Annotated in this window: 23 protein-coding genes, 1 pseudogene and 2 riboswitches; of the genes and pseudogenes, 7 read left to right on the forward strand and 17 right to left on the reverse strand. The window is 35.6% G+C overall.

Going from position 1 to position 25,046, the window contains the following annotated elements:
* Positions 1-27 precede the first annotated feature (27 nt).
* The 3 genes and pseudogenes from ACIQXJ_RS08995 to ACIQXJ_RS09005 all read right to left on the reverse strand — a co-directional run bounded on the left by ACIQXJ_RS08995 (position 28) and on the right by ACIQXJ_RS09005 (position 2,782).
* Positions 28-1,028, reverse strand: a pseudogene (locus tag ACIQXJ_RS08995) (FecCD family ABC transporter permease).
* Positions 1,029-1,053: 25 nt separating this feature from the next.
* Positions 1,054-1,980: an iron-hydroxamate ABC transporter substrate-binding protein gene (locus ACIQXJ_RS09000; RefSeq protein WP_403052359.1), complete on the reverse strand. Its 927-nt coding sequence runs from the start codon at positions 1,978-1,980 to the stop codon at positions 1,054-1,056.
* Positions 1,981-1,993: 13 nt separating this feature from the next.
* Positions 1,994-2,782, reverse strand: coding sequence for an ABC transporter ATP-binding protein (locus ACIQXJ_RS09005; RefSeq protein ID WP_401018342.1), 789 nt, complete (start codon positions 2,780-2,782; stop codon positions 1,994-1,996).
* Between the two features lie 149 nt (positions 2,783-2,931).
* On the opposite strand from ACIQXJ_RS09005, the gene ACIQXJ_RS09010 reads away from it, so the two are divergent.
* On the forward strand, positions 2,932-3,975 hold the full coding sequence (locus ACIQXJ_RS09010; protein ID WP_403052362.1) for an NAD(P)/FAD-dependent oxidoreductase: 1,044 nt from the start codon (positions 2,932-2,934) through the stop codon (positions 3,973-3,975).
* 261 nt (positions 3,976-4,236) lie between these two features.
* Here the strand turns inward: ACIQXJ_RS09010 and ACIQXJ_RS09015 are convergent, their stop codons facing one another.
* Positions 4,237-4,830, reverse strand: coding sequence for a YdeI/OmpD-associated family protein (locus ACIQXJ_RS09015; protein WP_403052365.1), 594 nt, complete (start codon positions 4,828-4,830; stop codon positions 4,237-4,239).
* 825 nt (positions 4,831-5,655) lie between these two features.
* Between ACIQXJ_RS09015 and ACIQXJ_RS09020 the strand changes: the two genes are divergently transcribed.
* Entirely contained in the window at positions 5,656-6,288 is a 633-nt protein-coding gene (locus tag ACIQXJ_RS09020; protein WP_403052368.1) for a class I SAM-dependent methyltransferase, read from the forward strand.
* Between the two features lie 123 nt (positions 6,289-6,411).
* Here ACIQXJ_RS09020 and ACIQXJ_RS09025 read toward each other — a convergent pair whose 3' ends face one another.
* The 5 genes from ACIQXJ_RS09025 to ACIQXJ_RS09045 all read right to left on the reverse strand — a co-directional run bounded on the left by ACIQXJ_RS09025 (position 6,412) and on the right by ACIQXJ_RS09045 (position 11,331).
* The gene (locus ACIQXJ_RS09025; protein ID WP_401007579.1) at positions 6,412-7,029 is read right to left on the reverse strand and encodes an NUDIX hydrolase; all 618 of its coding nucleotides are present in this window, start codon (positions 7,027-7,029) and stop codon (positions 6,412-6,414) included.
* 159 nt (positions 7,030-7,188) lie between these two features.
* Entirely contained in the window at positions 7,189-8,154 is a 966-nt protein-coding gene (locus ACIQXJ_RS09030; RefSeq protein WP_403052371.1) for a quinone oxidoreductase family protein, read from the reverse strand.
* A 131-nt stretch (positions 8,155-8,285) separates the two neighbouring features.
* Complete coding sequence (locus ACIQXJ_RS09035) at positions 8,286-9,371, reverse strand: hypothetical protein (protein WP_403052374.1); 1,086 nt, start codon at positions 9,369-9,371, stop codon at positions 8,286-8,288.
* A gap of 245 nt (positions 9,372-9,616) precedes the next feature.
* Entirely contained in the window at positions 9,617-10,975 is a 1,359-nt protein-coding gene (locus ACIQXJ_RS09040; RefSeq protein ID WP_403052377.1) for a PepSY-associated TM helix domain-containing protein, read from the reverse strand.
* 173 nt (positions 10,976-11,148) lie between these two features.
* Complete coding sequence (locus ACIQXJ_RS09045; protein ID WP_401007587.1) at positions 11,149-11,331, reverse strand: hypothetical protein; 183 nt, start codon at positions 11,329-11,331, stop codon at positions 11,149-11,151.
* 214 nt (positions 11,332-11,545) lie between these two features.
* A riboswitch (cobalamin riboswitch) is annotated at positions 11,546-11,738 on the reverse strand.
* 389 nt (positions 11,739-12,127) lie between these two features.
* Here ACIQXJ_RS09045 and ACIQXJ_RS09050 point away from each other — a divergent pair.
* The 4 genes from ACIQXJ_RS09050 (at position 12,128) to ACIQXJ_RS09065 (ending at position 14,122) form a co-directional block, all read left to right on the forward strand.
* Entirely contained in the window at positions 12,128-12,568 is a 441-nt protein-coding gene (locus tag ACIQXJ_RS09050) for a LytTR family DNA-binding domain-containing protein (RefSeq protein ID WP_403052380.1), read from the forward strand.
* Positions 12,565-12,981 carry a hypothetical protein gene (locus ACIQXJ_RS09055; protein WP_403052383.1) on the forward strand — a complete coding sequence of 139 codons (417 nt, stop codon included), beginning with the start codon at positions 12,565-12,567 and terminating at the stop codon, positions 12,979-12,981. Before ACIQXJ_RS09050 ends, ACIQXJ_RS09055 begins: the two co-directional genes overlap by 4 nt.
* Before the next feature lie 11 nt (positions 12,982-12,992).
* The gene (locus ACIQXJ_RS09060) at positions 12,993-13,541 is read left to right on the forward strand and encodes a DUF7010 family protein (RefSeq protein WP_403052386.1); all 549 of its coding nucleotides are present in this window, start codon (positions 12,993-12,995) and stop codon (positions 13,539-13,541) included.
* A gap of 161 nt (positions 13,542-13,702) precedes the next feature.
* Positions 13,703-14,122 carry a hypothetical protein gene (locus tag ACIQXJ_RS09065; RefSeq protein WP_403052389.1) on the forward strand — a complete coding sequence of 140 codons (420 nt, stop codon included), beginning with the start codon at positions 13,703-13,705 and terminating at the stop codon, positions 14,120-14,122.
* A 386-nt stretch (positions 14,123-14,508) separates the two neighbouring features.
* Here ACIQXJ_RS09065 and ACIQXJ_RS09070 read toward each other — a convergent pair whose 3' ends face one another.
* The 7 genes from ACIQXJ_RS09070 to metE all read right to left on the reverse strand — a co-directional run bounded on the left by ACIQXJ_RS09070 (position 14,509) and on the right by metE (position 21,925).
* Complete coding sequence (locus tag ACIQXJ_RS09070; protein WP_403052391.1) at positions 14,509-15,402, reverse strand: SDR family oxidoreductase; 894 nt, start codon at positions 15,400-15,402, stop codon at positions 14,509-14,511.
* A gap of 413 nt (positions 15,403-15,815) precedes the next feature.
* Positions 15,816-16,742 carry an alpha/beta hydrolase fold domain-containing protein gene (locus ACIQXJ_RS09075; RefSeq protein ID WP_403052394.1) on the reverse strand — a complete coding sequence of 309 codons (927 nt, stop codon included), beginning with the start codon at positions 16,740-16,742 and terminating at the stop codon, positions 15,816-15,818.
* Between the two features lie 621 nt (positions 16,743-17,363).
* The gene (locus ACIQXJ_RS09080; RefSeq protein ID WP_401007602.1) at positions 17,364-17,513 is read right to left on the reverse strand and encodes a hypothetical protein; all 150 of its coding nucleotides are present in this window, start codon (positions 17,511-17,513) and stop codon (positions 17,364-17,366) included.
* A 486-nt stretch (positions 17,514-17,999) separates the two neighbouring features.
* Positions 18,000-18,449: a DUF4304 domain-containing protein gene (locus ACIQXJ_RS09085; RefSeq protein WP_403052397.1), complete on the reverse strand. Its 450-nt coding sequence runs from the start codon at positions 18,447-18,449 to the stop codon at positions 18,000-18,002.
* A gap of 98 nt (positions 18,450-18,547) precedes the next feature.
* Complete coding sequence (locus ACIQXJ_RS09090) at positions 18,548-18,805, reverse strand: hypothetical protein (RefSeq protein WP_403052399.1); 258 nt, start codon at positions 18,803-18,805, stop codon at positions 18,548-18,550.
* On the reverse strand, positions 18,747-19,001 hold the full coding sequence (locus ACIQXJ_RS09095) for a DUF4304 domain-containing protein (RefSeq protein ID WP_403052402.1): 255 nt from the start codon (positions 18,999-19,001) through the stop codon (positions 18,747-18,749). Before ACIQXJ_RS09095 ends, ACIQXJ_RS09090 begins: the two co-directional genes overlap by 59 nt.
* Before the next feature lie 629 nt (positions 19,002-19,630).
* Positions 19,631-21,925, reverse strand: a complete 2,295-nt coding sequence (metE, locus tag ACIQXJ_RS09100; protein WP_403052405.1) for a 5-methyltetrahydropteroyltriglutamate--homocysteine S-methyltransferase — start codon at positions 21,923-21,925, stop codon at positions 19,631-19,633.
* A 184-nt stretch (positions 21,926-22,109) separates the two neighbouring features.
* Positions 22,110-22,288, reverse strand: a riboswitch (cobalamin riboswitch).
* Between the two features lie 205 nt (positions 22,289-22,493).
* Here metE and ACIQXJ_RS09105 point away from each other — a divergent pair.
* Entirely contained in the window at positions 22,494-22,856 is a 363-nt protein-coding gene (locus tag ACIQXJ_RS09105) for a VOC family protein (protein WP_403052408.1), read from the forward strand.
* A gap of 38 nt (positions 22,857-22,894) precedes the next feature.
* Here the strand turns inward: ACIQXJ_RS09105 and ACIQXJ_RS09110 are convergent, their stop codons facing one another.
* A complete protein-coding gene (locus ACIQXJ_RS09110; RefSeq protein WP_403052411.1) occupies positions 22,895-24,589 on the reverse strand; it encodes a methyl-accepting chemotaxis protein in 1,695 nt (564 codons plus the stop codon).
* Positions 24,590-25,046: the final 457 nt, after the last annotated feature.

Here is a 25,046-nt window from a genome sequence, read left to right on the forward strand (position 1 = left end):
CCAAGTTCGTTGTTTTTTTGTGCCATTTTAAGCAAATTGACGACCTCCCTTCCGTACAAGTAATAAGAAGAATGGAAGGCCGATAATTGAAATAATGGCTACTACAGGCGTTTCGTATGGTGCATTCACTATACGAGCTAACAAATCTGCAGCTACCATCAGTAAGCCACCTATTAGCGCACTCATCGGTAACACGAAACGATAATCTGTACCAACTAAAGCAAGTACAATATGTGGCACCATTAAGCCAACAAATGCTAGATTCCCTACAAGCGCTACAGCGGAGCCCGCAAGTATAACTACTACGAACATCATAATCCCTTTAACCACTGTTGTTTTCTGACCTAAACCGACAGCTACCTCTTCATTTAAACTTAAAATCGTTAGCTGACGACTGAATATAAACGCAATAACTAATCCGATTACAATAACAGGTACGATGATTAAAGCGTGCCACGTTGTGCCGATTAAACCACACTTGTCCACATCGATACATCTTTTGCAATTTTAAATAAAATACCCGTACCATCAGCAACCGCTTGTAAAAGAGCCGATACCGCGGCACCAGCTAAAACTAGCTTCAATGGAGAAAAGCCACCTTTTGTTGATGCACCGATACTATAAACAATAATCATCCCGATTCCTGCACCAATGAAGCATGCAAAAATTAGTATATAATACGAGGAATACGGGAGTAATGCCATCGTTAAGGCTAAAGCAGCATTTGCACCTGCTGTAAGTCCAAGAAGCCCTGGATCTGCTAAAGCATTTCTTGTGACGCCCTGCATAATAGCGCCAGCAACTGCAAGTGCACTACCAACAAAAATAGCTGCAATTATACGTGGAAATCGGATTTCACGTAAAATCGCATAATGCTTGCCGCCCTCTTGTCCGACAATTGCTTGATAAACATCTTGAATACTCGTATTCGCAGCACCAATACATAGCGAAATTGTTATTATTACTGCTAACACGAGCAGTGATAATAACACTTGAAGCCAAAACGGGAAATGCCGAAACTTTATCATTTGCCTTCGCTACTCTCTACCGAAATTATTGTAAAAACTTCTCTTTAAAGAATTTTAGTTGATATTCTAATGTGATAGGATCGTTAAAGTAAAATGCGTTACCATTTACTTCAAATAAATGACCATTCTTCACAGCATCTAAATCTTTATACCAACCAGCATTTTCAATAGAAGTCTCTTCGCCATTAAACGTACTAAAAATCACATAGTCCCCAGCGTATTCATTTAAAACTTCTGTAGAAATAGCGAAATAGCCTGGTTTTAGCGCATCCTCTTTTACTTTTTCAGCCATATTCAAGCCCATTTCTTGATATAAAATTTCTGTTCCACGACCCCAATTATCGCCATAGACATACATTTGTTTATTAAACATTTCCGCTACTGTAACTGTTGCATCTTCACCGATTTTCGCTTTAATTTCTGACCCTGCTTTAGCAGCGCGTTCTTTAAAATCCGCTACCCATTTCGTTGCTTCATCTTCTTTATTTACGACTTTACCGATTTCAATAAATTGCTGTAAATAATCGACTTTACCGTACGTAAATAAGACAGTTGGTGCAATTTCAGCTAGCTTTTCGGCATTTTCAATCCCATTTAAACCAATAATTAAATCTGGATCTAGTTCAATAATTTTTTCAATATCTGTATTTTCAACTACTACTGCATCTTTAATAGCATCTTTAAAGTTTGGATTATCTGCAGCCCATGAATCTATCCCTACAACATTTACGCCAAGTTGCAATAAATGCCCAACAAATGATGATAACACGACTACACGTTTAGGATTCGCTGGTACTTCAATAGGACCTGTTTCAGATTGATACGTAATTGTATCCGCTGATGATGACTCATTTGCGCCATCGTCTTCTTTCTTCGAATTATCTTCTTTGTTGCCGCACGCTGCAAGTACAAGCACGACAATCATAAACATTGGTAAAAGCCACTTTTTCATTTATATATCCCCTTTAAGTTGTTTGTAATAAGTTATATGTAATGCACATCGGTTTGTCTGTTCGAGGATCTTTTCCAATGACTGCATCTATATGAAACACTTTTTGTAATACTTCAGGTACAATGACTTCCTCTGCTGTACCAAATTTTACGAGCTCTCCTTGTGAAAGCGCTACAATATAATCAGAAAAACGGGCTGCTTGATTTAAATCATGGAGCACCATGACAATTGTGCGACCTTCATCTTCGTTTAGCTTGCTTAATAATTCTAAAACCTCTAATTGATGTGCCATGTCTAAATAAGTTGTTGGCTCATCTAAAAAAATGATATCCGTTTCCTGTGCTAATGCCATCGCAATCCATACGCGCTGACGTTGTCCACCAGACAACGCATCTACTGCATGCTGACGAAAAGCATCTGTTTTTGTTACCTTGAGGGACCAATCAATGACATCTTTATCTTTTTGAGATAAATTGCCAAAGCCCTTTTGATATGGAAATCGACCGTAGGACACAAGCTCCTCTACCGTTAAACCGTGCGCACTTTCAGGACTTTGTGGTAAAATCGCTAGCTCTTTTGCCAAATCTTTCGTATGCATTTTGGAAATATTTTGACCGTCTAAAATGACATGCCCACTCTCATGCTTAAGTATTCTTGTAATTGCCTTTAAAAGCGTAGATTTGCCACAACCATTGGAACCAATAATTGTTGTTATTTTTCCATCTGGAATTTGTAATGATAAGTCATGCACAATGGTTTTGTTCTCATAGCCAACACGGATCGATTCAATTTGTAAACGCAAAACATGCCCTCTCTTTCTTTTTACTAATACACATGATATGATAACATCGAAAGCGATATTGATAATCATTATCACTAAAGATAGTCTAGTTTTCCACTAAGGATTTGTCAAATACTTTTTTAATATTTTTCAAGGATGTGACGATATAAGTGCATGATTTATACGATGTAACGATTATAGGTGGTGGGCCTGCGGGCTTATATAGTGCTTTTTATAGCGGGTTAAGAGGCCTAAAAACAAAATTGATAGAGAGCCAGGAACAGTTAGGTGGTAAGGTGTTACTTTATCCAGAAAAGTTAATTTGGGATATTGGTGGGCACCCTCCTATTTTAGGTGGACAGTTTGTTAAACAATTAATTGCGCAGGCTAAAACATTCAATCCAACAATACTAACGGACACAAAGGTTGACTTTATCGAACGTCTAGGCGAAATGTTTGTTTTACATACAGCACAAGGAGAAAAACATTATTCAAAAACGATTCTTTTAGCTGTTGGTGGGGGCATTATTAATCCTCAAAAACTGACGCTAGAAGGTGCTGAAAAATACGAAATGTCTAATTTGCACTATACTGTCCAGTCATATAAGCGTTTTGTCGATAAGGACATTATTATTTCTGGTGGCGGTAATGCTGCAATTGACTGGGCAGTGGAGCTTAGCCCTATCGCTAAAAACGTAACTGTTGTATATCGTAAGGACACGCTCTCTGCTCATGAAGCGACAATACAAGAAGCGTTAAATGCTGGCGTTCAAATTGAATGTAACACGACAATTACAAAGTTAACGGCAAATACAGATAAAACAGCGATTGAATTTGTCACATGCGAAAATTCTCAAACAAAGCAAAGCTACACACGCCAAGTGGATGAAGTCATTGTAAGTCATGGCTATAACCGTGAAGCATCTCTTACATTTGACGAGGCCATCTCGATTCCTAAAAAAGACGACTATTATTTTGAAGGAAAAGCAACTGGTGAAACAGTCCAACCAGGTATTTTTGCAGCAGGTGATATTTTATCATTCGAAGGGAAAATTCATCTTCTACTAGGAACCTTCCAAGATGCTGCCAATGCTGTCAACTCAATCAAAACGTATTTAGAACCGACTGCTAATCGTAATGCGGTCGTATCTTCTCATAATGAAATCTTTAAAGAAAAAAATCGCTCCATAATTGAAAATAGCTTGTCGAGATAAAACAATGGATTCGTAAAGTATTGCAATCATCCAAAAGAAGCTAAAAGAGAAAAAGTGTTAGATTGACTGCAATCAATCTAACACTTTTTTGCCGCGAACATGGATGTCTGCAATGATAGGCTATTTCCAAATGTTTACCGGCATTTCGCGAGCTTCTACCGGTAATTTCTCTATCTTAACAGCGATTCATGGACTTCTGAAAGCAAGTAGAAATGTTTAAATTATATCCCAGCGTTTTTTTTGAGCTAAAGTTATTCCAAGTTAATCATTCAAACCTTTACCATCGAGAATTTGCTGTGTATATTTTTCAATCCTAGACACGCGAGTTTTGGCTTGCTTAGCCTGAGAAAAATAATAAATGTATGCTCTTTGTCGTCCAGGTGTTAATGCTTCAAATGCTAGTTTTAAAGCAGGGAGTTCTTTGAATTTAGCTTGCAGTTCTTCTGGCATATCGAAATCATTATTCTTTTTAAACTCCACTTCCAAACCTGCTTTTTCAACTTCAATGGCTTGTTTAATATAGGCTTTTAAGTCGCTTTCCATTTCAATGATTTGTTGGACATTTGTAAAGCGAATTTGACGTGCCGCTTGTACATTTTCAGTTTGTTGAATAAGAATGCCTTTCGTATCCTTTAACAACGCACCTTTATGGAACAACAGTGCACAATATTCTTTAAATCCATGTATTAATACGATGTTCTTGTTCTCTAAAGTATAACAAGGGTGCATCCACTTAAATTCTTCCGTCAGTCCGCTATCAAGAACAATATTTCTCAATGCTTCATATTCTGCTTTCCACGTTTTAGCTTTATTTAAAAACTCATCAACTTTAGGATTTGTTTTCATTTTTGTCATCAACGACACCCCTCTTTAATTTTTGCCTTATTACTATCAACATCATTTTGTTCAATTACCAATTGATTAATAATAAGACATTCGTTGAGATTCTGTCCAGTTGATGCGCAAAATCATCCATGGCTATATCCTATATTCCCAAACAAACATGTAAAGCTGTCTATTGTTTTAAATAAAAAAAGAGAATATACGCTACTAAACTAAACGTCATATCCTCTTTATTTGTTTAATACATTACAATCTGCCCTTTACTGAATCCCACAACTACATATAACTATCTAAATAGACTTAATAATGACCCCATTTGCCTAAGCATATTAACCCCACTCGAAATAGTGTCTGCGTGGCCCTTCATTGCGCTGAAATTCTCTGCTAAATTTCCAAACCGAGAAATTCGAGGTTGTTGATTATTGAACGAGTTGGGTTGTGGACGCATACTTTGAATCATAGGATTATAACTTTGTCTATATCTCCTTGGTACTGGCCTCCTTCTAGGATTCGGCGAATAATATGGCATCAATTCACCTCCTATACAAAAACGTTTATATATTATACGTCTGGATTTTTTTTACGTTTAGACTTTTGAAGATGTTTATAAAAATTAATAGTATAAATGAGTGCTACGTAAACATATTGAAATAACTAATTGCTACGTTGTATTTTGCTTTATATCATATAGTCCGTCCTATCTCCTTCTAGGAACCATACTATTTTTATTTTCATATTATACAAAGAAGAACAATAAAGAAGGTGTTAGAAATTCATAAATCCAAATATCTAGATTTTTTGTCCAAATTTGGTGTTGGGGGGGCACATCCTGGTGGTATGGCACTAACAAAGGAACTATTAAGTGCTGAAAATATTAGCAACGCTTGTAAAATATTAGATGTCGGCTGTGGTACAGGCCAAACAGCTGCCTTTTTAGCTTCCCAATATAAAGCTGCTGTTACTGGTATTGATCGCAATTCAATCATGGTCGCTAAAGCCCAAAACCGAATGAAGAAGCATCGCTTACCAGTCACAATCATAGAAGCTTCAATCGAAGAAATTCCTTTACGCAATGAGCAATTTGATTTGATTATTTCTGAATCTGTTCTTTCCTTTGTCAACAAGTCTAAAGCTCTCGATGAAATTTATCGTTTATTAAAATACGGTGGTCGTTTCATTGCAATAGAATTCACTATTAATCAATTGTTAGACGAAAAGAGTAAGAAGGAAATTGAACAATTTTATGGCTTCGATACATTATTAATGAAAAAAGATTGGGTTGCCCTATTGAACAATGCTGGATTTCAAACAATTCGTATACGCAAAAATCAATCGCTTTCTTCAGCACCTGAATTTCAGCATTCACAAAATATCGAATCTGAACTTTATGAGGTCATGGATCAACACATTGAAATGAATTTAAAATATGATGGAATTCTAGATTATAGAATTTATAGTTGTACGAAATAAAGAATAGCGTATGATTTTCACACTGCATAGTTAAGTGCCAACTGTGAAAATCATACGCTTCTTTTTAATTATTGTGTAATTTCATCAGGCTTTGTGAGGATAAATCGTAGTTAATTTAAATTGTTATTTAATTATTGCTATAAAATGTTTTAAAATTCTAGCAGTTAAACCCCAAATGGTATATTGCTCATAATCATAAAACCATTCTTCCATTGATCGAGTTCTCCAGTTATACTGTGCACCGTTAACAATTTTATCAAAAGGAAAGTCTAAAGAAGGCACTGGTTCAATAGATACTAAATGCATATAGGGTTCATGATGTAATAACCAATTGATTGGTACTGTAAACACTTCTTCAACTTCATCTTTGTTATAAGCATGAATGATTTGATTGAAATCAACAATTGCTACGAATGGATAGGTAACAAATGAAGAAGATGCGATATATGGACTTAATTGCCCTATAACTTGAACCGTTTTCGGATCGATTCCTAATTCCTCGTACGTTTCTCGTAAAGCGGCTGCCAATGGTGATGCATCTGTGGCGTCAATTCTACCACCTGGAAAACTAATATCGCCAGGCTGTTTTCTCATCGTGAATGAACGCACTTCAAAAAGAATATGCCATTCGCCATTCACTTGAACTAATGGTATTAAAACGGCTGAACGAAAAGCTGTCTCCTCTCCTATAAATAATTGCTGATTTTGCTGTAGTTGATGCTTCAATTTATCTAGAAACATGAGATTATGCTCACCTCAATAGTTTATATTCTATTTTATCGTATCATTAATAGGTAGTTGGATAAAGACTATTAGACTAAATCATCCTATTCGAACTAGCAAATAAGATTTGGCACAATAAAAATGCAGAGGAGGCGTGCCATCCTCCACCTGCATTGCTTATGGTTGTAATAAAATTTTCCCTACACTTTTACGACTTTCCAACAAAGCATGAGCCTCTGCACCATCTTTAAGGGCAAAAATAGACGGCTCGTGAATTTTTATCATTCCATCTGTAATCCATTCAAATAGTTGTTGTGAACGTATTTTTCTTTCTTCAAAAGAGGTTAAGACATTCCAAAGGTCTCCTCCGGTTAATGTTTTCGAAGTATCCATTAACATACGTGGATCCACCGCCACAGGATCTCCTCCCGACATACCAAAAAACACAACGGTTCCACCGATTTTAGTTGCTTCTAAACTATCTTGCAGGGTAGAACCTACTGATTCGTACACGACATGAACCCCTTGACCTCCAGTGTTCTCCTTCACTTTTTGCACCCACTGCTCTTTATATAAAAAGACATGGTCCGCACCGATGGCAAATGCTACTTCTGCTTTTTCTTTCGAAGATGTGAGACCGATTACGTGAGCCCCTTTTAACTTAGCCATCTGGATTAAGTTTTGCCCTACACCCCCTGCTGCTGCGTGAATTAGAACCGTATCACCTGGTTGAATAGCATAGCTATCTGTCACTAAATATTGAGCCGTTAAACCTTGTAATAAAATCGCAGCCGCCGTTTCAAAGGAAATTTCATCTGGTAATAAAATTACCTTATCTAGTGGAACTGCCACTAATTCCGCATTCGCAAACGGAACATCCGCAAATGCGATACGGTCACCTACTTGGATATTGTGAATATTTGCACCGATTTTTTCTACGATACCAGCACCCTCATACCCTAAAATAAATGGTGGCTGGCCTGCTAAATGGTAATTGCCTTTTCGTCGATAAATATCAGCAAAATTTAATCCAACCGCCTTCGTTCGTACTAATATTTCGTTATCTGTAATGATAGGATCTGCTATCTCTTTATATTGTAATACCTCTGGACCGCCAAATGTTTCAAATACCAATGCTTTCATTATCTAACCCCTTGCTAAGTGTATGTAGTACTATCTTATGTTAAAGAAAAAGGTTAATACAACTCTTTAAGCTTAAAATAAACCATCAAAAAAGCCAGTAGCGAAACGATTCACTACTGGCTTCTTAATTTTTACTTCGCTGTTAAAGTTACATTATCGGCAGTCGCCCAATTGTTGATTGGTAATACTTTATAAGTACCACCTGACTTTAATGTTGCGTCTTTTACATCAAAAATACCGACAGCCCCTTTACGAGATGAATAACGATATTGAGCTTGTAATTTTGAGCCATCTTCAGCCTGTAATTCTACACTGCGGCCTGCAAATAATTCCATCCCTGGGTCTTTGTCGAGCGTAACTTCGAATGAAGTTGCATCGATTGGTTCGAGCGACTTAATCGTTAAAGGTGCTATTTCAGTTGCCGAAAATGTTGGATTTTTAAGGATTGCCCAGTCAGCTGTTACCGTATATTTCGTTCCTGACTTTAATGCTTTTCCTTCAGGTAAGCGGAATTTTGGCGCCTGTCTTCCATCTGCCGCTTGTGTAAACAGTACATAATTTGCCTGTATTTTCTCACCATTATCTGCCGTCAGTGTAACGACACGATCACGTAAGGAGGAAATGACCTGATACTGCTTGCCTTTTTCGTCCTTATTTTCATCATTCACTTGGAACGAAAGGTCACCTCTAGCCTCTTTATATGCCTCAATAATATTTGAATAATCTGTTACACCTTCATCTTTAAATGATTCAATTTCAAACGTATCATTTGTAACTTGTTTCGCTTGGCTAATATTTATTAATTCATCGCTGGCATCAAAGGCTGTCGTTTCTCCACCTTTGTATCTTAATGTGTAGTTAGTTCCTGCCTTTTGAATAGTGACTGGCACTATATACGTACTTTTAGCCCCTATTTTTAATCGAGGAACATTGACGATACTTAATTCATGATTGAATGAAAAGTCTTTTTTTATTGCTTCTAAATTTTCTACTTTCACATCTTCTTCAGATAATGGTTCAGCAAACGTTACTTGTAATGTCATTATGTTTAATGGCTTTATTTCTGTAATTTGAACTGCTTCTTTCGTTTCTTTTTTCGTTTCTTGTTGTGTTTGCCCTTCCTTTTGTTCCGTTTGTTTATTTAGGAAATTACACCCTGATAGCGTTAAAGTTACTGTTAAAAGAATGGGCGCGATAATACTTAATCTTTTCGTCATAATTTTGACTCCCCTTCAAGTGATTTTTCTCGCTCTTTGTTCCTTTGCGAAATTTGCAAACTTTATCCTTCCTCAATTACCATTCTTGCCCACGCAGCACTATTGTTATACGTGCAAACCCTTTTCAAATATTTCATATCATTGTGCAACAATTTCGTCTTAATTTTTATTTAAAAGATAAAATGCTTAACAAATAAAAAAAGTATGCTAGGACTAATCCAAGCATACTATCTATCATTTGAGTTTTAGTTCATATCATTTACTACTGATTTATTTTTACCCTTTATTTTCATCACTAGTTCAAGCAATGCGACAATGATTAAAGAAATGCCAAATAACGGCATAATGACACCTAAAATAATAATAATAACGATAAAAGGAATCGATATTTTTTGAGATAATTGAGGTGGTGCTGACAGTAAACCTTTTTTCTTGCGCAACAACCACGTATAGAATCCCCAGAAAATAACGCCTAAAAATGCTACACAAACAAGTAAGTTTAATAACTTATTAGGCCAACCAAATAAGTGACCTTCATGTAATGGAATTCCCCATGTAAACCATTTCGCTAAAATACCATAGTCGTCATAGCTAACTTTTGAAATAAATTTCCCACTATATTGGTCAAAGTAGATTGTCGTTTCATCATAGGGACTAACATCTAGTCCTGTTACACCTGTATTACTTGATTTTGCTACCGTAAATACTCCGTCATCACTAGTCGGATAAACAATGGCGTATGGCTTTGAAATATCATTTGCTTCAATTTGTTGTTGCAAGTTTTCCACTTTTACTTGATTTGGATTCTTGCTTATACTTGTTACACCCATTCCATGATGCGCATGTTTGGATGAAGAAGGGGCCTCTTCCTTACGTGTCGCCCAAGGAATTTCGCTTACATCTGAGGTAGGCGGTTGTTGTTGTAATAATGGCGTACCAAATGACGGATTTGCTTGTGATGCATTATAAATCATGTTCCCCATAAAAGCAGACCAAGGCAATCCTGTGAAAATAATAACAATCATCGGAATCGTAATAATCGTACCGATAAGAGCATGCCATCTTCTATTTTTTTGTCGTTTATTCGCTTGCTTCACTTTTTTTAATACTTTTCCTTTAAAAGTCATAAACAGACCAGATAGCAGTAAAAAGATTGCCCAGCAAGCAGCCAATTCTACTAAATAATTGACAACAGTTCCTCCTAAAAATAAGGAGCTGTGCAAACTTCTTAACGCATTTGAAAATGTGTATGTCGGATCTTGATGACCAACGATTTGATTGTTTTTATCTAAAAACAAATATCTTTGAACACCTTCGGCATTGGTCATCGTAAGTCGAGTATTGTAAGGTTCATCTAATTCAATAATTTTAGTCGTCGTATAGCCTGCAAATGCCGCTTCCGCTTGTTGAACACCTTCATCAATAGTTAAAGCTTCTGTTTTTCCACTATCTCCAAAGAAGTAGTCTTCATATAAATGATTTTCTACATTAGTATAGAACAAATACCCTATACCACTTAATGTCAATGTGATGAGAAGTGGTGTAATAAATAATGCAGCATAAAAATGCATTCGCCAAAAACTTGAATAAGTTGCATTTTTCATCTCTTGTTCCCCAATCTATTATAATAAAAGCAAATTTATTATATAAAATAAAAGTGAAATAAGAATGAAGTCCTAGAGAAATATTGAAAAAGTCTATGTATGACTAGCTTGAAATATAAAAAAGGCTACTTAACATCCTGAAATCAGGTTGCGTTAAGTAGCCATCTGTTATTTTATCCGATTAATTCTTTTCTTACATTGCAATAAGCTGTATATATGTCTGAATGGTGCGCTTCGTCTTGCCCAAAAAAATATTCGACAAGCTCTACTAACGTTTTTCTAGCCCCATCAAACTGTTTTTGCATAATTTCATATTTAAAAAGATTTTCATAATACTCGATAACTTGTGGATTCATGTGGTACACTCCTTCATTTTTAGCATAAAAAAACATCTTTCCTTCTATAGAAAGATGCCTACTATGACAAATACACGACATAATACGTCGATTGCCATGACGGAAAAAGCTTGCTATTACGCATAGAAGCTACCCTCTTGACGATCGTCGTACTATGAGCATGCAGAAGAAATTCTCTAGTCACACTCAACACCCCCTATCCTCGTAGGTTTTTTGGTTGTACTAGATAAAGGCAGGTCTCCTGGCTAATGTTCATCACACTTTTCACCTTCCCATTACACTACCGTAACAGTGGTTATTCTGAAATGTGCTCCCATTTACAGTTGCGGGACAGCGTCGGAATTTCACCGATCTTCCCTTTTAAACAAATCGGTATTCCGATTTGTACCTCTATCTTATTATTCCGTTTTTATTATTATACCATAAAGATTTATGTACATTGACACTATCCTAATAGATTACTAATATTTAATGTAACGGCGCTATTTTTCCAATAAATCCATTTAATGAAATTTATTCACATTTCCTTTTTTCACAAAAAAAGAGCGTGATGTCATCCTATCTTTACTTTAAATGCTACCTGCTTCATTGGTTTGTATCCAGACTAGTTGCTAATTCAGCTCGAGCTCCTAGAAATTCAGGTACATATTTTTTCACCGTTGATTGATGGTGGGAAGACGCTAGCCTTTCATTCACTGAATCAATTTGTAACAAAGACTATTTTTTTTGCAACAAAACGAAAAATTATCGTAAGTACTGAGAAGTGTTGCTACGATAAAAACAGGAAGGAGAACAGATGAAATTCAACTATATTTGGAAAAACAAACAATCAACTTCTGAAATTGACATTATTAGTAATCCATCGAATAAACAATTGCTTTTGACATTTGAACAGCATTTTTCACAACCTATTACATTAAGCGCAACCGATTACAAAACAAATCGCCAGGTTATGATTGACCTCAATAATATCGAAGCAATTGAAGCATCAGGTCATTTTACTAAAATCTTTTTAGTAGATGGTACAGTGCTATTGCTAAATAAAATTTTAAAAGAATTAGCTTACTTGGAATCATTCAGATTGGTTAGAATCAACAATTCGATGATTTTAAATTTGAATCAAATACACTCGTTTGCTTCTGGAAGTCATGCAAGATTGGAAGTCATTACAAAACAACAACATAAATATATTGTCAGCAGACATTATGCAAAATCTATTAAGGAGAAATTGATATGATAAAAGACTTAAAAAACAGCTTTTTGTCCACGTCATTTTTGGGGTTGATTTTGATTGTCTTATTAATGACAATTTTTAATCTTCATGAAGAATTGGTCAACTTCCTTTATATGTGGAATTTAATTGGTATTAGCGTGTTAATGGGTATTGTTTTTGGTATTGCTTATCCTTACTTGTGGAACTATTCTACATTAAAAGTAACCTCAAAAATTACAATTAGTACTCTTTTGAATTTTTCCAGTAGCGTAGGAAGTGTATATCTATTTTCGGCGGAAGTAGTGGGATTTATTAAACCTTATTTGTTGCTAATATTAGCAATTACGTTAATTGGTCATATTATCGGATTTTATTTTTTCTCAAAATATGAAAACAAAAAAATAGCGGAGAGTTTAAATAACTCGCTAGAAAATTAAGGAGACAGAAAATGAACCTCGACACTAGCTTACAAGTACTATTAAATGATATTGCACAGAAACAAAAGAAGGGTCTTCCTTTTATAATGGCCTCCCTATTTATTTGGGGCGTTATTACAACAATCACATTGTTGCCTTTAGATTTAATGATTAAAAACATTGCCATCTTATCTTGTGGTGCCTTGCTATTTCCTGTTTCAATTGTTTGTGCCAAAATATTAAAAGTTAATTTATTTTATAAAGAAAACCCTTTGATTAATGGATTATTGATTGCAACAAACAATCAAATTTTATATTTAATTATTTGTATTCTTCTATTAATGAAAGCACCGATGTGGGTGTTACCTGTTTATGCAATTATTTACGGTGCTCATTTGTTACCATATTCATTCTTTTATCAATCAAAAAATTATCGATATAGTTCAATTTTTATTTGTCTAGCTATTTTCATAAGTATACTTTTCTTCCATTTGAATATGATTTTTGTCCCGCTCATTGTAGAAATCGGAGTGCTCTTCTTATTTTTCAAGCTGCATAAGGAAATTAAAAAGCTAGTCTGAAAAAATCAGACTAGCTTTTAATTCGAAATATACCTACAATAAGGTGAATTCTTATCTGCTCTAGATTCACAAATAATTGTAATTAAACCAATTATAAAAAATATCTTTTTTTCGTGGTTTTTTAGAAGTTGTGCTATATTCAAAGTGTTAGGAGTGAGTTGATGAAAAAATTTTTAACAATTACCGCAATAATTCTTGTTTTACTCGGAGCAGCTGGCTATGCTGTGTGGCATTTTGGGACAAATATCGCTTCCGAAAAAATAATTGAAAAAGTGGAATCTACTTTAGATGACGAAAATTTAAAAGAAGTTAAATCCTATATCCAGAACGATCCAAAGGTTCAAGAAATTGTGAGCGAGGCAGCAACGACAAATCCGGATACACTTCCCTTTCAAACTAAGGAAGAAGCGACACGTGTGTTAATAAAAAAAGTAGGCGTTAATCGTTTACTTGAAATTCAGGAACAAGCGCAAAACGGTTCTATTAATAAGGATGAAGTATTATCCGAAATTGAAGGTAAACTGTCTGAAGATGAACTATCTGCTTTAAAATACGTTTTATATAAGGAATTAAATAAATAAAACTAACCATTTAAAGTTTTAAATGAAAATAGCAGAGAGGCTGAGATTCGTATATAGATTTTTAACTATGCGCCAGCCTCTCCATCTGTGGAGTGTATGTGGCACCACATTGGTGCTGATGGGTTTAAATATAAAGGCTCGATTCCTATTTAATGGAATCGAGCCCTTTTTCTTATCATTCTTCTACCGTTGCTTATTAAACTACAGCGCACAATGTTGAAGGCTGTTATTAAAGAAGCATCTAGTTGCCTTCAAAAGTTAAAACACAAAACATCAACTGTAGGAAGCATACTATTTATTACGTTTATGTGTTCCCGTGCCGTATTAAAGGAATGTTAGAGGAACATCACTGATTTCGAGGGCGTTTTTTTGTCACATACTTAAGATTACAAGTCTATCGGCTTGCCACCAGTCACCCCATAAATCTGACCAGTGATATAACTTCCTTCATTGGAGGCTAGAAGAACATACACCGGTGCAAGCTCCACTGGCTGTCCCGCACGGCCAAGAGGCGTATTTTGGCCAAAAACAGGAATTTCGCCTTCCAACTTTCCATTATCCAACTGCAATGGCGTCCAAATCGGGCCTGGCGCGACACCATTGACACGCACTCCCTTAGAAGCAAAGTACGAAGACAGGGATACCATAAAGTTGCTTATCGCACCTTTTGTAGCGGCATAATCCATTAAGGATGAGGACGGATCGAAAGATTGAACCGATGTAGTGGTGATAATCGCACTTCCTGGTTCCAGATGTTTTTCAGCAGCTTTTACAGTCTCAAACATGCTAATGACGTTTACTTTGAAAGTGTCATGCACTTGTTTGATTGTTAAGTCACTTAAGGATGGCTGGGCGATTTGTTGCGCAGCATTCAATACCAGCAGGTCCAATCCGCCAAAAGCTTCCACTGTTTTTGTAACAATCTCAGTCGCTGTGCCGTCTTCCCGCAAGTCATACGGTAGCAGTAATGCTTTTCTGCCGGCTTTTTCAATTAATTCTTTGACTTCGTTGGCATCTTCCTCTTCACCAGGGAAGAATTGGATGGCCACATTTGCTCCTTCGCGTGCATAAGCAATGGCGACGGCACGGCCAATCCCGGAATCGCCTCCGGTAATCAAGGCATTGCGCCCTTCCAGGCGATTGTATCCTTTATATGATTCTTCTCCACAGTCAGGTTTGGGGCTCATTTCATTCTGTAGCGCTGGAGTGTCCTGTTCTTGATCAGGGAATTTTTCCGTATGAAATTTCTTACGAGGATCGGTTAGATGTGGGTTTCCCATCAAAAATCATCTCCTATTTTGTATATTTATTAAACTTTAAAGATAAAAAAGTTTCGCAAAGCTTTTTCGAGCTTGCACTAACTATATCCTGTTACATTTTAATGAATACCCTATGATTATTTACGTTAAACAGCTTCAGATCTATTACCTACATCTAACCCACCTAATAATAAGAGCTACTGTGATTTACGCTATTCCCAAACTCTACAAATATCTCCTTTACTATACAATTAACCATAAATACCCCATAACTTATTAAGAACTTATTCGATTTTATGGCCCTTTAATGAAAAAGAGCGCTGATTTTTGTAATCGCGCTCGTTGAATATTAAGTTTGTGATTTCTACCTATTGCCTGCTAACCTGTCTCCATTTAAATATAAAACAACTATTCCATGACTTAGAAGAAAGCACTTAGTTATTAATTATATTAATAATTTTTTGTTGAGCATCTTTTGCTTCAGGGATTGGCATAACAACAAACACATGAATCATTTGAGGATAAACAAAGGTATTGATTTCAATTCCTTGTTCTGTTAGTTTTTCATCAAGTTTCATAGCATCTGGATATAAAGCTTCGTGTGTTCCAATAAAATGAGTAATCTTCCCAAGTCCTTTAAAGTCACCATAAATTGGACTAATCAATGGGTCAGTTACACTTTTATCAGCTGCCCATATCTTTGTAATTTCTTCCATTCCTTCACGAGCTAACAGAGGATCCTTTTCATCATATTCAGGTATAAGAGGGTTGCTCAAACTCATATCAACACATGCAGATAATAAAATAATATCTTTCGGTTGAGGGAGATCTTCCATCTTTAAAAGATGGGCCAGACCAAGTGAGATATTTCCGCCAGCCGAATCTCCCATGATAGTCAATTGATTGATACTGTCAATAGTTCTAAGAATTTCTTTATAGAGGTTTAGGATTTTCGGATAGGTATCCTTATAGTTAAAATGAGGGACTTTAGGATAAATAGGAGCAATAATTTTTGCATCTAAAGATTGTGCCATATTATCCATAAACAACCAGTGTAAATCTAAAGGTTGACTCGTCCAAGCACCACCGTGTATATAAAGAATAACTTTTTGTTTTGACGACTTTTTGTCATTTAATGTGAAGACTTGCATGCCCTCGAATGTCATCTCCTGAATATCACTTGAAAATTTAACATCTTCCCCAATAACATAGGGCTTAGTATTTTCAGTTCCCCTTTGCATAAGGAAGCTTTTGGTGTTTTCAATACTAGCAAAACTCCTTTTATTACCTTGGGAAGTTATCCATTTTTCAAATTGAATACTTTCTTCAGAACGTTCTCCATTATAAATTTCTACACTCATTTTGATTTCTCTCCTTTAAGCTTTTTATTGTGTTCATCTTGTTTCATCACACGAAATGATTTGAGATAACCATGTATTTCTTTATCTGAAGTCTTTGTTGGATCGAAGGTCTTGTGTAGATGGTATTCAATAAAATGGCCTTTAGTTGAAGTGTCATTGCCCATCTAGTCAAAGCAATTGTATCACACCTTTTTTACTAATTATTGGACTTTATTATAAATTATCAGACTTTATTACATTTGATTAATCTTTATTTAAAATCTATAAAAATACCTATAAAAAATAACGTTCCCAATGAAATTGTGGACGCACATAAAAAAGCCACGAATGTTGTATCATCAACGTTTCGTGGCTTTCCTTGGGAATATTATTTATACATTTTTTTATGCACGTTCTTCAAATGTCAGTCATAGCAATGCTTTAGTTGTATTTGAAACATTGTGGCACTATCGACGGTTATGCATATTTCTTAATGTTGTTAAGACCGCATTTTTTGACGATGCCTCTACTAAAAGTTTTAGTATATATACTAAACTTAAACCCTTTTCCATAAAGGCTTCAAGTGCATTTAGTATATAGATAACCTATAATAAATTAAGTCTCCCTATGTTTTCATTTCTATTATTTTTCTGTTTGTTCTTGCTTCTTTTTCAAATACTCCGCACGTATTTTTTCAATTTGCTGCTTTTTATCAAATTTGGCAGGTTTGTTTTTTTCATGATACTTTGTCACAGCTACCTTACCTTTAGTATCCAATTGATATTTCCCCACTTTGTTCACCTACTTTTCTAATCCTTAAAGAAGAATCTATTCAACAAATATACTATACCTTATTTTACTGACGTAAACCTTATTATGTACCGATATCCTTGCATATATCGGTAAATACATTAAAAACATAGTAAAATAATTCATTGCCAAATGGTTTTCAATAAACCTAACTAAGGAAAGGAATTCGCATTTTTCTAATCCACGTTTACTGAAACTAGTTCTTTATCCACTTCCGATCAGATACATTCTGAATGAGAATGCGTACTTATGAATAAGGCACTACCAGTTTTTATAATACATTTATCAATGGTAAATGACTACTGGATAAAGTTATGATTCGTATTCCCTCCAACGATATTTTTGGTACTTCGAGAGTAAACCAACACCATACAAACTAGAGTAAAATTAATAATGAGTCCTGTGTCCTCTGTCCCACCGAACTCATTTATAAAAGCGCCGGAATAAATAGATTGAGTTTCTTCAGATTCATTCCCAATCCACGTTCAATGAAACTCGTTTCTTTATCCAATTGAAATCCGAAACATCTTGTATGCACTTCAGTACTTTTAATGCAACTACGTCAAAGTCTTCATCTGTCTTCGCTTCTTCATAATGAAACCAACACTCATTGTCATCTGTTCCATATATATCTTCTCTTAATCTAAAACGATTCCCTACATCATGGGCAGTCACTTTGTTTGGTGGAACTTTTTCTCCCCAACTCATCGTTGTACCATTTTTTCCACAAACAGCTAATTCAACTACAAAAGAGCCACCATACCGATTAAATTGAAAAGTTACTAAGTCTATATTCCCTTCATTTAGTCTTCTAAAATGTGGAAACGAGCCTTTGAAGCCATGTTCTCTTAAATAAGGCACTACTAGTTTTTTTAACGCCTTAATCATTAGTATACGACTATTGGATAAAGTCATCATTCGTATTCCCTCCAACGAAATTATAAATGAGTCCGGTGCCTCATCGAACTCATTTATAAAAGCACCGATAAATGATATAGTTGATTTTTCATTTGCGATTATTCCCAATCCTCGTTTAATGAAACTAGTTTTTTTATCCAATTGTAATCAGAAACATCTTGTATACGAATTTGTACTTTTGATGCTACTTGTTCAAAATCTTCGTCTGCCTTTGCTTCCTCATAATAAAACCAAGGGTCATTATAACCAGTTTTCTTTGTATTTTCCCTCAGTCTACAACGATCATTTAAATTTAGATCATATGTAGTTACTTTGTTTGCAGGAATTTTCTGTCCCCCAACTCGTTGTGAAACCATCTTTCCCACATATAGCTACTTCTACCACAAAAGAGCCACCATAACGATTGAATTGAAAAGTAATGACATCCATATGCTCTTCATTTTGTCTTCTAAAATGTGGAAACGAGCCTTTGAAACCATGTTCTCTTAAATAAGGTACTACTAGCTTTTTTAATGCTTTTATCATTAATAGACGACTATGGGATAAAGTCATAATTTGTATTCCCTCCGATTTTAGCTTTACCAACGATATTTTAATATAAATAATCAAAATTCTATGTCAACTTTTATTTCTAATCATAAATTTCATAAGGAATTCCTTTTGACTTCAAATACTTTAACACAGCTTTACTTGCACCTACTTTACCTGTTTTATCACTTTTAAAGAAATGCCATTTCGCTCCGTTAATTTCCTTTGCATCTCCAGTCGTACCATTAATTAAAAGAAAGTCCTTATCAATCTGTTTAAAAGATTAAAAACAAAGATATATTTTATTTTCCATCATAATACTAAAAATTCAGAAAAAATAAAATAACATTTTTTTACTTGATTTTAGCAAAAATAATTATCAAAAATTTTAATTTCACCTTAATTAATTCCCAAAATATTATTATTTTTTTAATTCCGAAATACTAGTTTTTATAATAATTTTTCATTAAATATTTCACATTAAATTCATTGTTTTAAATAAAACAAATATTTTAGTTTTTGTTATAAACATGTAACAAGACTATCTTGTCCAAAATACAGACAAAATCCCCTGAGAATTTTCGCCTCTCAGGGGATGTTATTTTTTAGAGTACGCTTGTAATGAAAAGATCGTTTTCTCTTATTCTAGATAATCAATATGTTGATTGCTGTACTTGTTGTCGTAATGTTTTGGCAGCAGCAACCATATGAGCGAGCGCTGCAACTGTTTCAGGTTCTTTTCTCGTTTTTAGACCACAATCTGGGTTGATCCAAAATTGATTTGTCGATAATACTTGGAGGCTATCCTGCATGATACTTAACATTTCTTGTTCGCTTGGCACACGAGGACTATGAATATCGTAAACACCTAATCCAATCCCTTTTTCATATGGGTTTATTTGCAGTGATGCAATTAGCTCTCCATGACTGCGTGACGTCTCTATAGATATAACGTCAGCGTCCAATGCACTAATTGGTTCAATAAAATCATTGAACTCACAGTAACACATATGTGTATGAATTTGTGTTTCATCCTTTACACTAGCCGTAGCGAGCTTAAAAGCCTTCACTGTCCAATCCAAATATTCGCCCCAATTTTCTTTACGTAAAGGCAAGCCTTCACGTAATGCAGGTTCATCGACTTGAATAATAGCAATGCCAGCCGCTTCTAGTGCCTCAACCTCTTTCCTTAGTGCAAGTGCAATTTGATAGGTTACATCTTTTCTTGCGATATCGTCACGTACAAATGACCAGTTTAAAATCGTAACGGGACCTGTTAACATTCCTTTCACATATCGATTTGTTAAACTTTGTGCATAGGCAGTTTCTTTCACTGTCATCGGTGCTTCCCATGCAACATCACCGTAAATAATCGGTGGTTTCACACAACGTGAGCCGTACGAAACGACCCAAGCTTTTTCTGTAAAAGCGAAGCCTGTTAGTTTTTCACCAAAGTATTCCACCATATCCGTACGCTCGAATTCACCATGCACTAGTACATCAATATCTAAATCTTCTTGTATGGCAATCCACCGTTTCGTTTCTTGTGCGACAAAGTCAGCATATGCTTCATCTGCAAGCTGTTTTTTACGCCATGCATTACGTGTGCGCTTCACTTCATCAGATTGAGGAAAACTACCAATCGTAGTCGTTGGGAATAGGGGTATCTGCAGTGACTGTTGTTGAATAATCTGACGCGCATTATAATCATTTTGACGTTCAAAATCCTCTGTTGACATCGTTTGTACTTCTTGTTGAACTGCTAGATTATTTCGTACGGAATGTTTTTTTAATGCTTCAATTGCTTTCATGCTCTCAGAGATAGTATGATTTGACGTGTGATTTTTTTCTTTTAAATATTTAGCCACCTCTGATATTTCTGCTAATTTTTCATCAGCAAATGCAAGCGCATTTTTCAAGACAGGCTCTAATTTTGTTTCAAGTGCGGTCGAAATCGGCACATGCTGTAAGCTACATGACGATTGAACCCACAGCTCCTGTGCACTAGTCAGCTGTTCAATTGCCCTAACTGTTGTACTTACCTCTGCTAAATTTGCCCTCCAAATATCTCGTCCATTAACAATACCTACTGCCAATACTTTATCATGTGGAAAGCCAAATTGACGTAGCGCCTCCATATTTTTCGTATAGCCATGAACAAAATCCAAGCCAAATCCTTGTACAGGGAGTTCAATAAGTGTGTTATAAGCTGATAACGATTCAAAATAGGTTTGTAACATAATATTAGCCTCTGGTACAGCCGCTGCTAATTGTGTATATATTTCTTGCACAAGTTTGACCTCTGCCTCATCTAATGATGTGACTAATGCAGGCTCCTCTAATTGAACCCAGTCAGCACCGGCTGATACTAGTTCTTGGATAACCTGCGCATACAGTGGTAGTAGTGCTAAAATAAACGCAACTTGTGATACTTTATCGTAACCTTTTGTTAGCTTGCAAAATGTATATGGCCCGATTAGCGTTGGCTTTGCAGTAATGCCATATACTTCTTTAACCTCAAGGAAATCTGCAAGTATTTTATTGTCTGTTAGTTGCAGAGCTTGTCCTTCATATTCAGGTACAATGTAATGATAATTTGTATTAAACCATTTTGTCATTTCACTAGCAACAGCTTCTTTATTTCCACGCGCTACCGCGTAATACGTTTGTAAATCAACCTTTACACCCTGCCAGCCGAAGCGCTTTGGCACTAAGCCAAACATCATCGCTGTATCAAGCATTCTGTCATACGGGGTGAAATCCCCAACAGTGACAATATCTATACCGCTACAAAGCTGCTTGTCGATGCGTGCAAGACGAATTTCTTTCATTTTTTGTAAAAAATCTTCTTCTGTAAGTTCATTTCTCCAAAATGCCTCTAATGCCTTTTTCCATTCACGGTCTTCCCCTATGTATGGGTAGCCTATTACAGTCGTTGTATACGTCATATTACTTCTCTCCTCTGGTTTAAAATAAAAAAACCATCTTCCTTTTTTGGAAAATGGTAGTTAATGTATATCTAAATTAGCTATGACGAGGCGATACGATAATATATTAATTATCGTATATATTCGTTAGTCGCACAGTGCCGATTCGGTCACATCTCACCACCTATTTCCACGTAGGTTATTTGGTGTGTACTAGACATTGGCAGGTCTCCTGGCTTCTCATCAACACGCCTCACAGCCTTCCCAGTTCCCCAGTGGCATATGTGATTTGCTCCGATTTACAGTTGCGGGACAGCGTCGGATTTACACCGACTTCCCTTTTAAGCCAAACTTTCATTTGGCACCAACTCTTACACAATATTTAATTATGTTTCTTACTATAACATACATTTTTCTGAAAAGTATAACTTTTATGAAGATATGTATATTATTTCGGTACATAGTTCTTTTAGTAATTCTCTATTGTACTGATTGACGACATCATAATATAACAATCTACTAACAAAGAGGTATTTAAAGGAATTTGTTGAATATATAGTTATAACAAGAAATACTGAGGAGGATTACTATGATTGTCGGATTACATCACGTACAATTAACGATTCCAAAAGGTACCGAAGAGCAAGGGAAAGGGTTTTATTGCCATGTGTTAGGGCTCAAAGAAATAGAGAAACCAGAATCCCTTAAAGGGCGTGGTGGATTTTGGATACGAGTTGGTCATCAAGAAGTACATGTTGGCACAGAAGACGGCTTTGATCGACTAACAACGAAAGCGCATATTGCCTATCAAGTAGAAGATGTAGCATATTGGAAAAAAATATTAACAGAGCATCATATCGAAATCCTCGATTCTGTTCCAATTCCGAATTTTGAGCGCTTTGAATTTAGAGATCCTTTTGGTAATCGGGTAGAAATTATTCAGCCAATTTAAATTTTAAAAAAAGCAGCCATCGATGGCTGCTTTTTTATTTACAGTTTAAAGTGCTGAACCTCTTTGTTTAAATTCTCTGCCATCGATGCTAAATAATCTGTATTCTTCGAGATTTCATCCATTGTTGCAACTGTTTGATCAATTGTGGCAGTCGTTTCCTCTACACCAGCTGCAGACTGCTCTGATATAGCTGCAATTTCATCGATAGAACGATTGATTTGCTCAGTTGCTGTTGAAATGCCCTGCAAGTTTTCTGTTATCCCTTGAATATTACTAACCATACTATTAACAGCAGAGGCAATTTGTTCAAAGGTAGTATTAGTAGTCGTAATTTGCTCTGTGCCCCTTTTCACTTCTTCATACCCCGTTTGAAGTGATGCTGTTACCCCAACTGTTTCGTTTTGAATTCGTGTTACTATAGATGAAATATCCGTCACTGAATATGATACTTGTTCTGCAAGCTTGCGCACTTCGTCAGCCACAACAGCAAAACCTTTGCCTTGCTCCCCTGCACGTGCCGCTTCGATTGCAGCATTCAATGCTAATAAGTTGGTTTGATTGGCAATATCGTCAATGACAGAAACTAATTTAGATATTTCCTGTGATTGCCTATTTAAGCCTTCTACTTTTGCAACAGCCTCTTGGACAATTTTATCAATAGCAAACATTTGCTGTGTTGAGTTATTCATTAAATGTTGGCCATTTGTAGTAAGTTGCAATACTTCACTCGAATAGCCTTGTAAATCTATGCCTTGTGCATTGGCTTGCTGGACATTTATTTTAAATGTATCAATCATTTGCGCTAAATCCCCTGCATTTTGTGCTTGTGATTCAGAGCCCCCCGCTAGTTCAAGCATTGTTAGTGCAATTTGTTCTGCACCCGTTTTCACTTCTAAAGAAGATTGTGCAAGTTGTTCACTGTTGGCAGCAACATTGCCTGAAACAACATTTATAGAACCAATAATTTCATGGAGCTTACTATTCAATGTATTTGTCGATTGCACAAGTAAGCCGATTTCGTCCTTCATTCTTCCAGGCAAAGAGGGCTGACTAATATCGCCATCTGCCATTTGCGATATTTTTTCTATTACTGCTTTTATCGGATTAGCAATCATATACGCCGATATGTAAGCGGTTACAATTGCAACTACAGTTGTGATTACTCCTATCATTAAACCGACATTCATCGTTTTCTTCGATTGAGCGATCATTTCCTGCCCAAGCTTATTAATAGATGCTTCTCTTGCACTTGCAAGGTCCCCGTATCCTTCTCTAATTTCTACTGCGAGACTATCAACAGAATTAAGGTTTTGAACAGCCAATTCTATATTTCCTTTATCATATTCATCAAATACTTTCGTTTGTACAAAACTTCGCCATTGTCTTGCTTTTTCAACTGTTGCCGTTAAGCTTTTATCTGTCGACAAATCATTTAATATTGTATTATTTTCTTCTGCAATTTTTATATAATCATCAAATTCCTGTTTATAAATTTGATTTCCTGTTAGGACGTAGCTTTTAGCAGCAGTTGTTCGAACACTAATGGTCGATGATAACTTTTCACTTGCTGTTAACAACTGTAATTCTTTATTAACAATTTCTTCTCCAGCAGCAATAACACGTTTATTGGCGAAAAAGCTATAGGTGTTAAAACAGGCGATGAAAAATACAACAATGAAAAAAGCACTTAAAATTTTAGCTCTAATTGTTTTGAACCTAAGTATTTGCAACATACTATTTTCCCCTTTCGTTCGTGAAATTCGTTCGTGAAATTATATAAATTACTACTATTGAACAACTAATTTCGCCAATATTTGCGGGCAAAGCTTTAATCTATTTCTACCTAAATATAACATATATTACCTATAATACCCATGACTCGAACTATATATTTCCCACTTAATGATCAACAATAAAATTCCCATAATACGTGCTTTTATAAGTACACTTTGACTAATAAAGTTATTTTTATATCATTCCTTACCCTTATTTTGATTTCTCTATTTGCACATTGCCTAGCATTATTTCTATGAGTAACAATGCATAGTTACTAGTGTTTTTTGTATGCACTATTTATCAAACTGAAACATTTGTAATGAAACTGTAAATTCAAGCGATAAAGCCTTATATATCAAGGTTTTTACATAAAGTACGGCTCCCTGTGGAAACATTTACCTCGCAGAACCCCTA

This window comes from Lysinibacillus sp. NPDC097868, assembly GCF_044761135.1.
GTDB lineage: Bacteria > Bacillota > Bacilli > Bacillales_A > Planococcaceae > Lysinibacillus.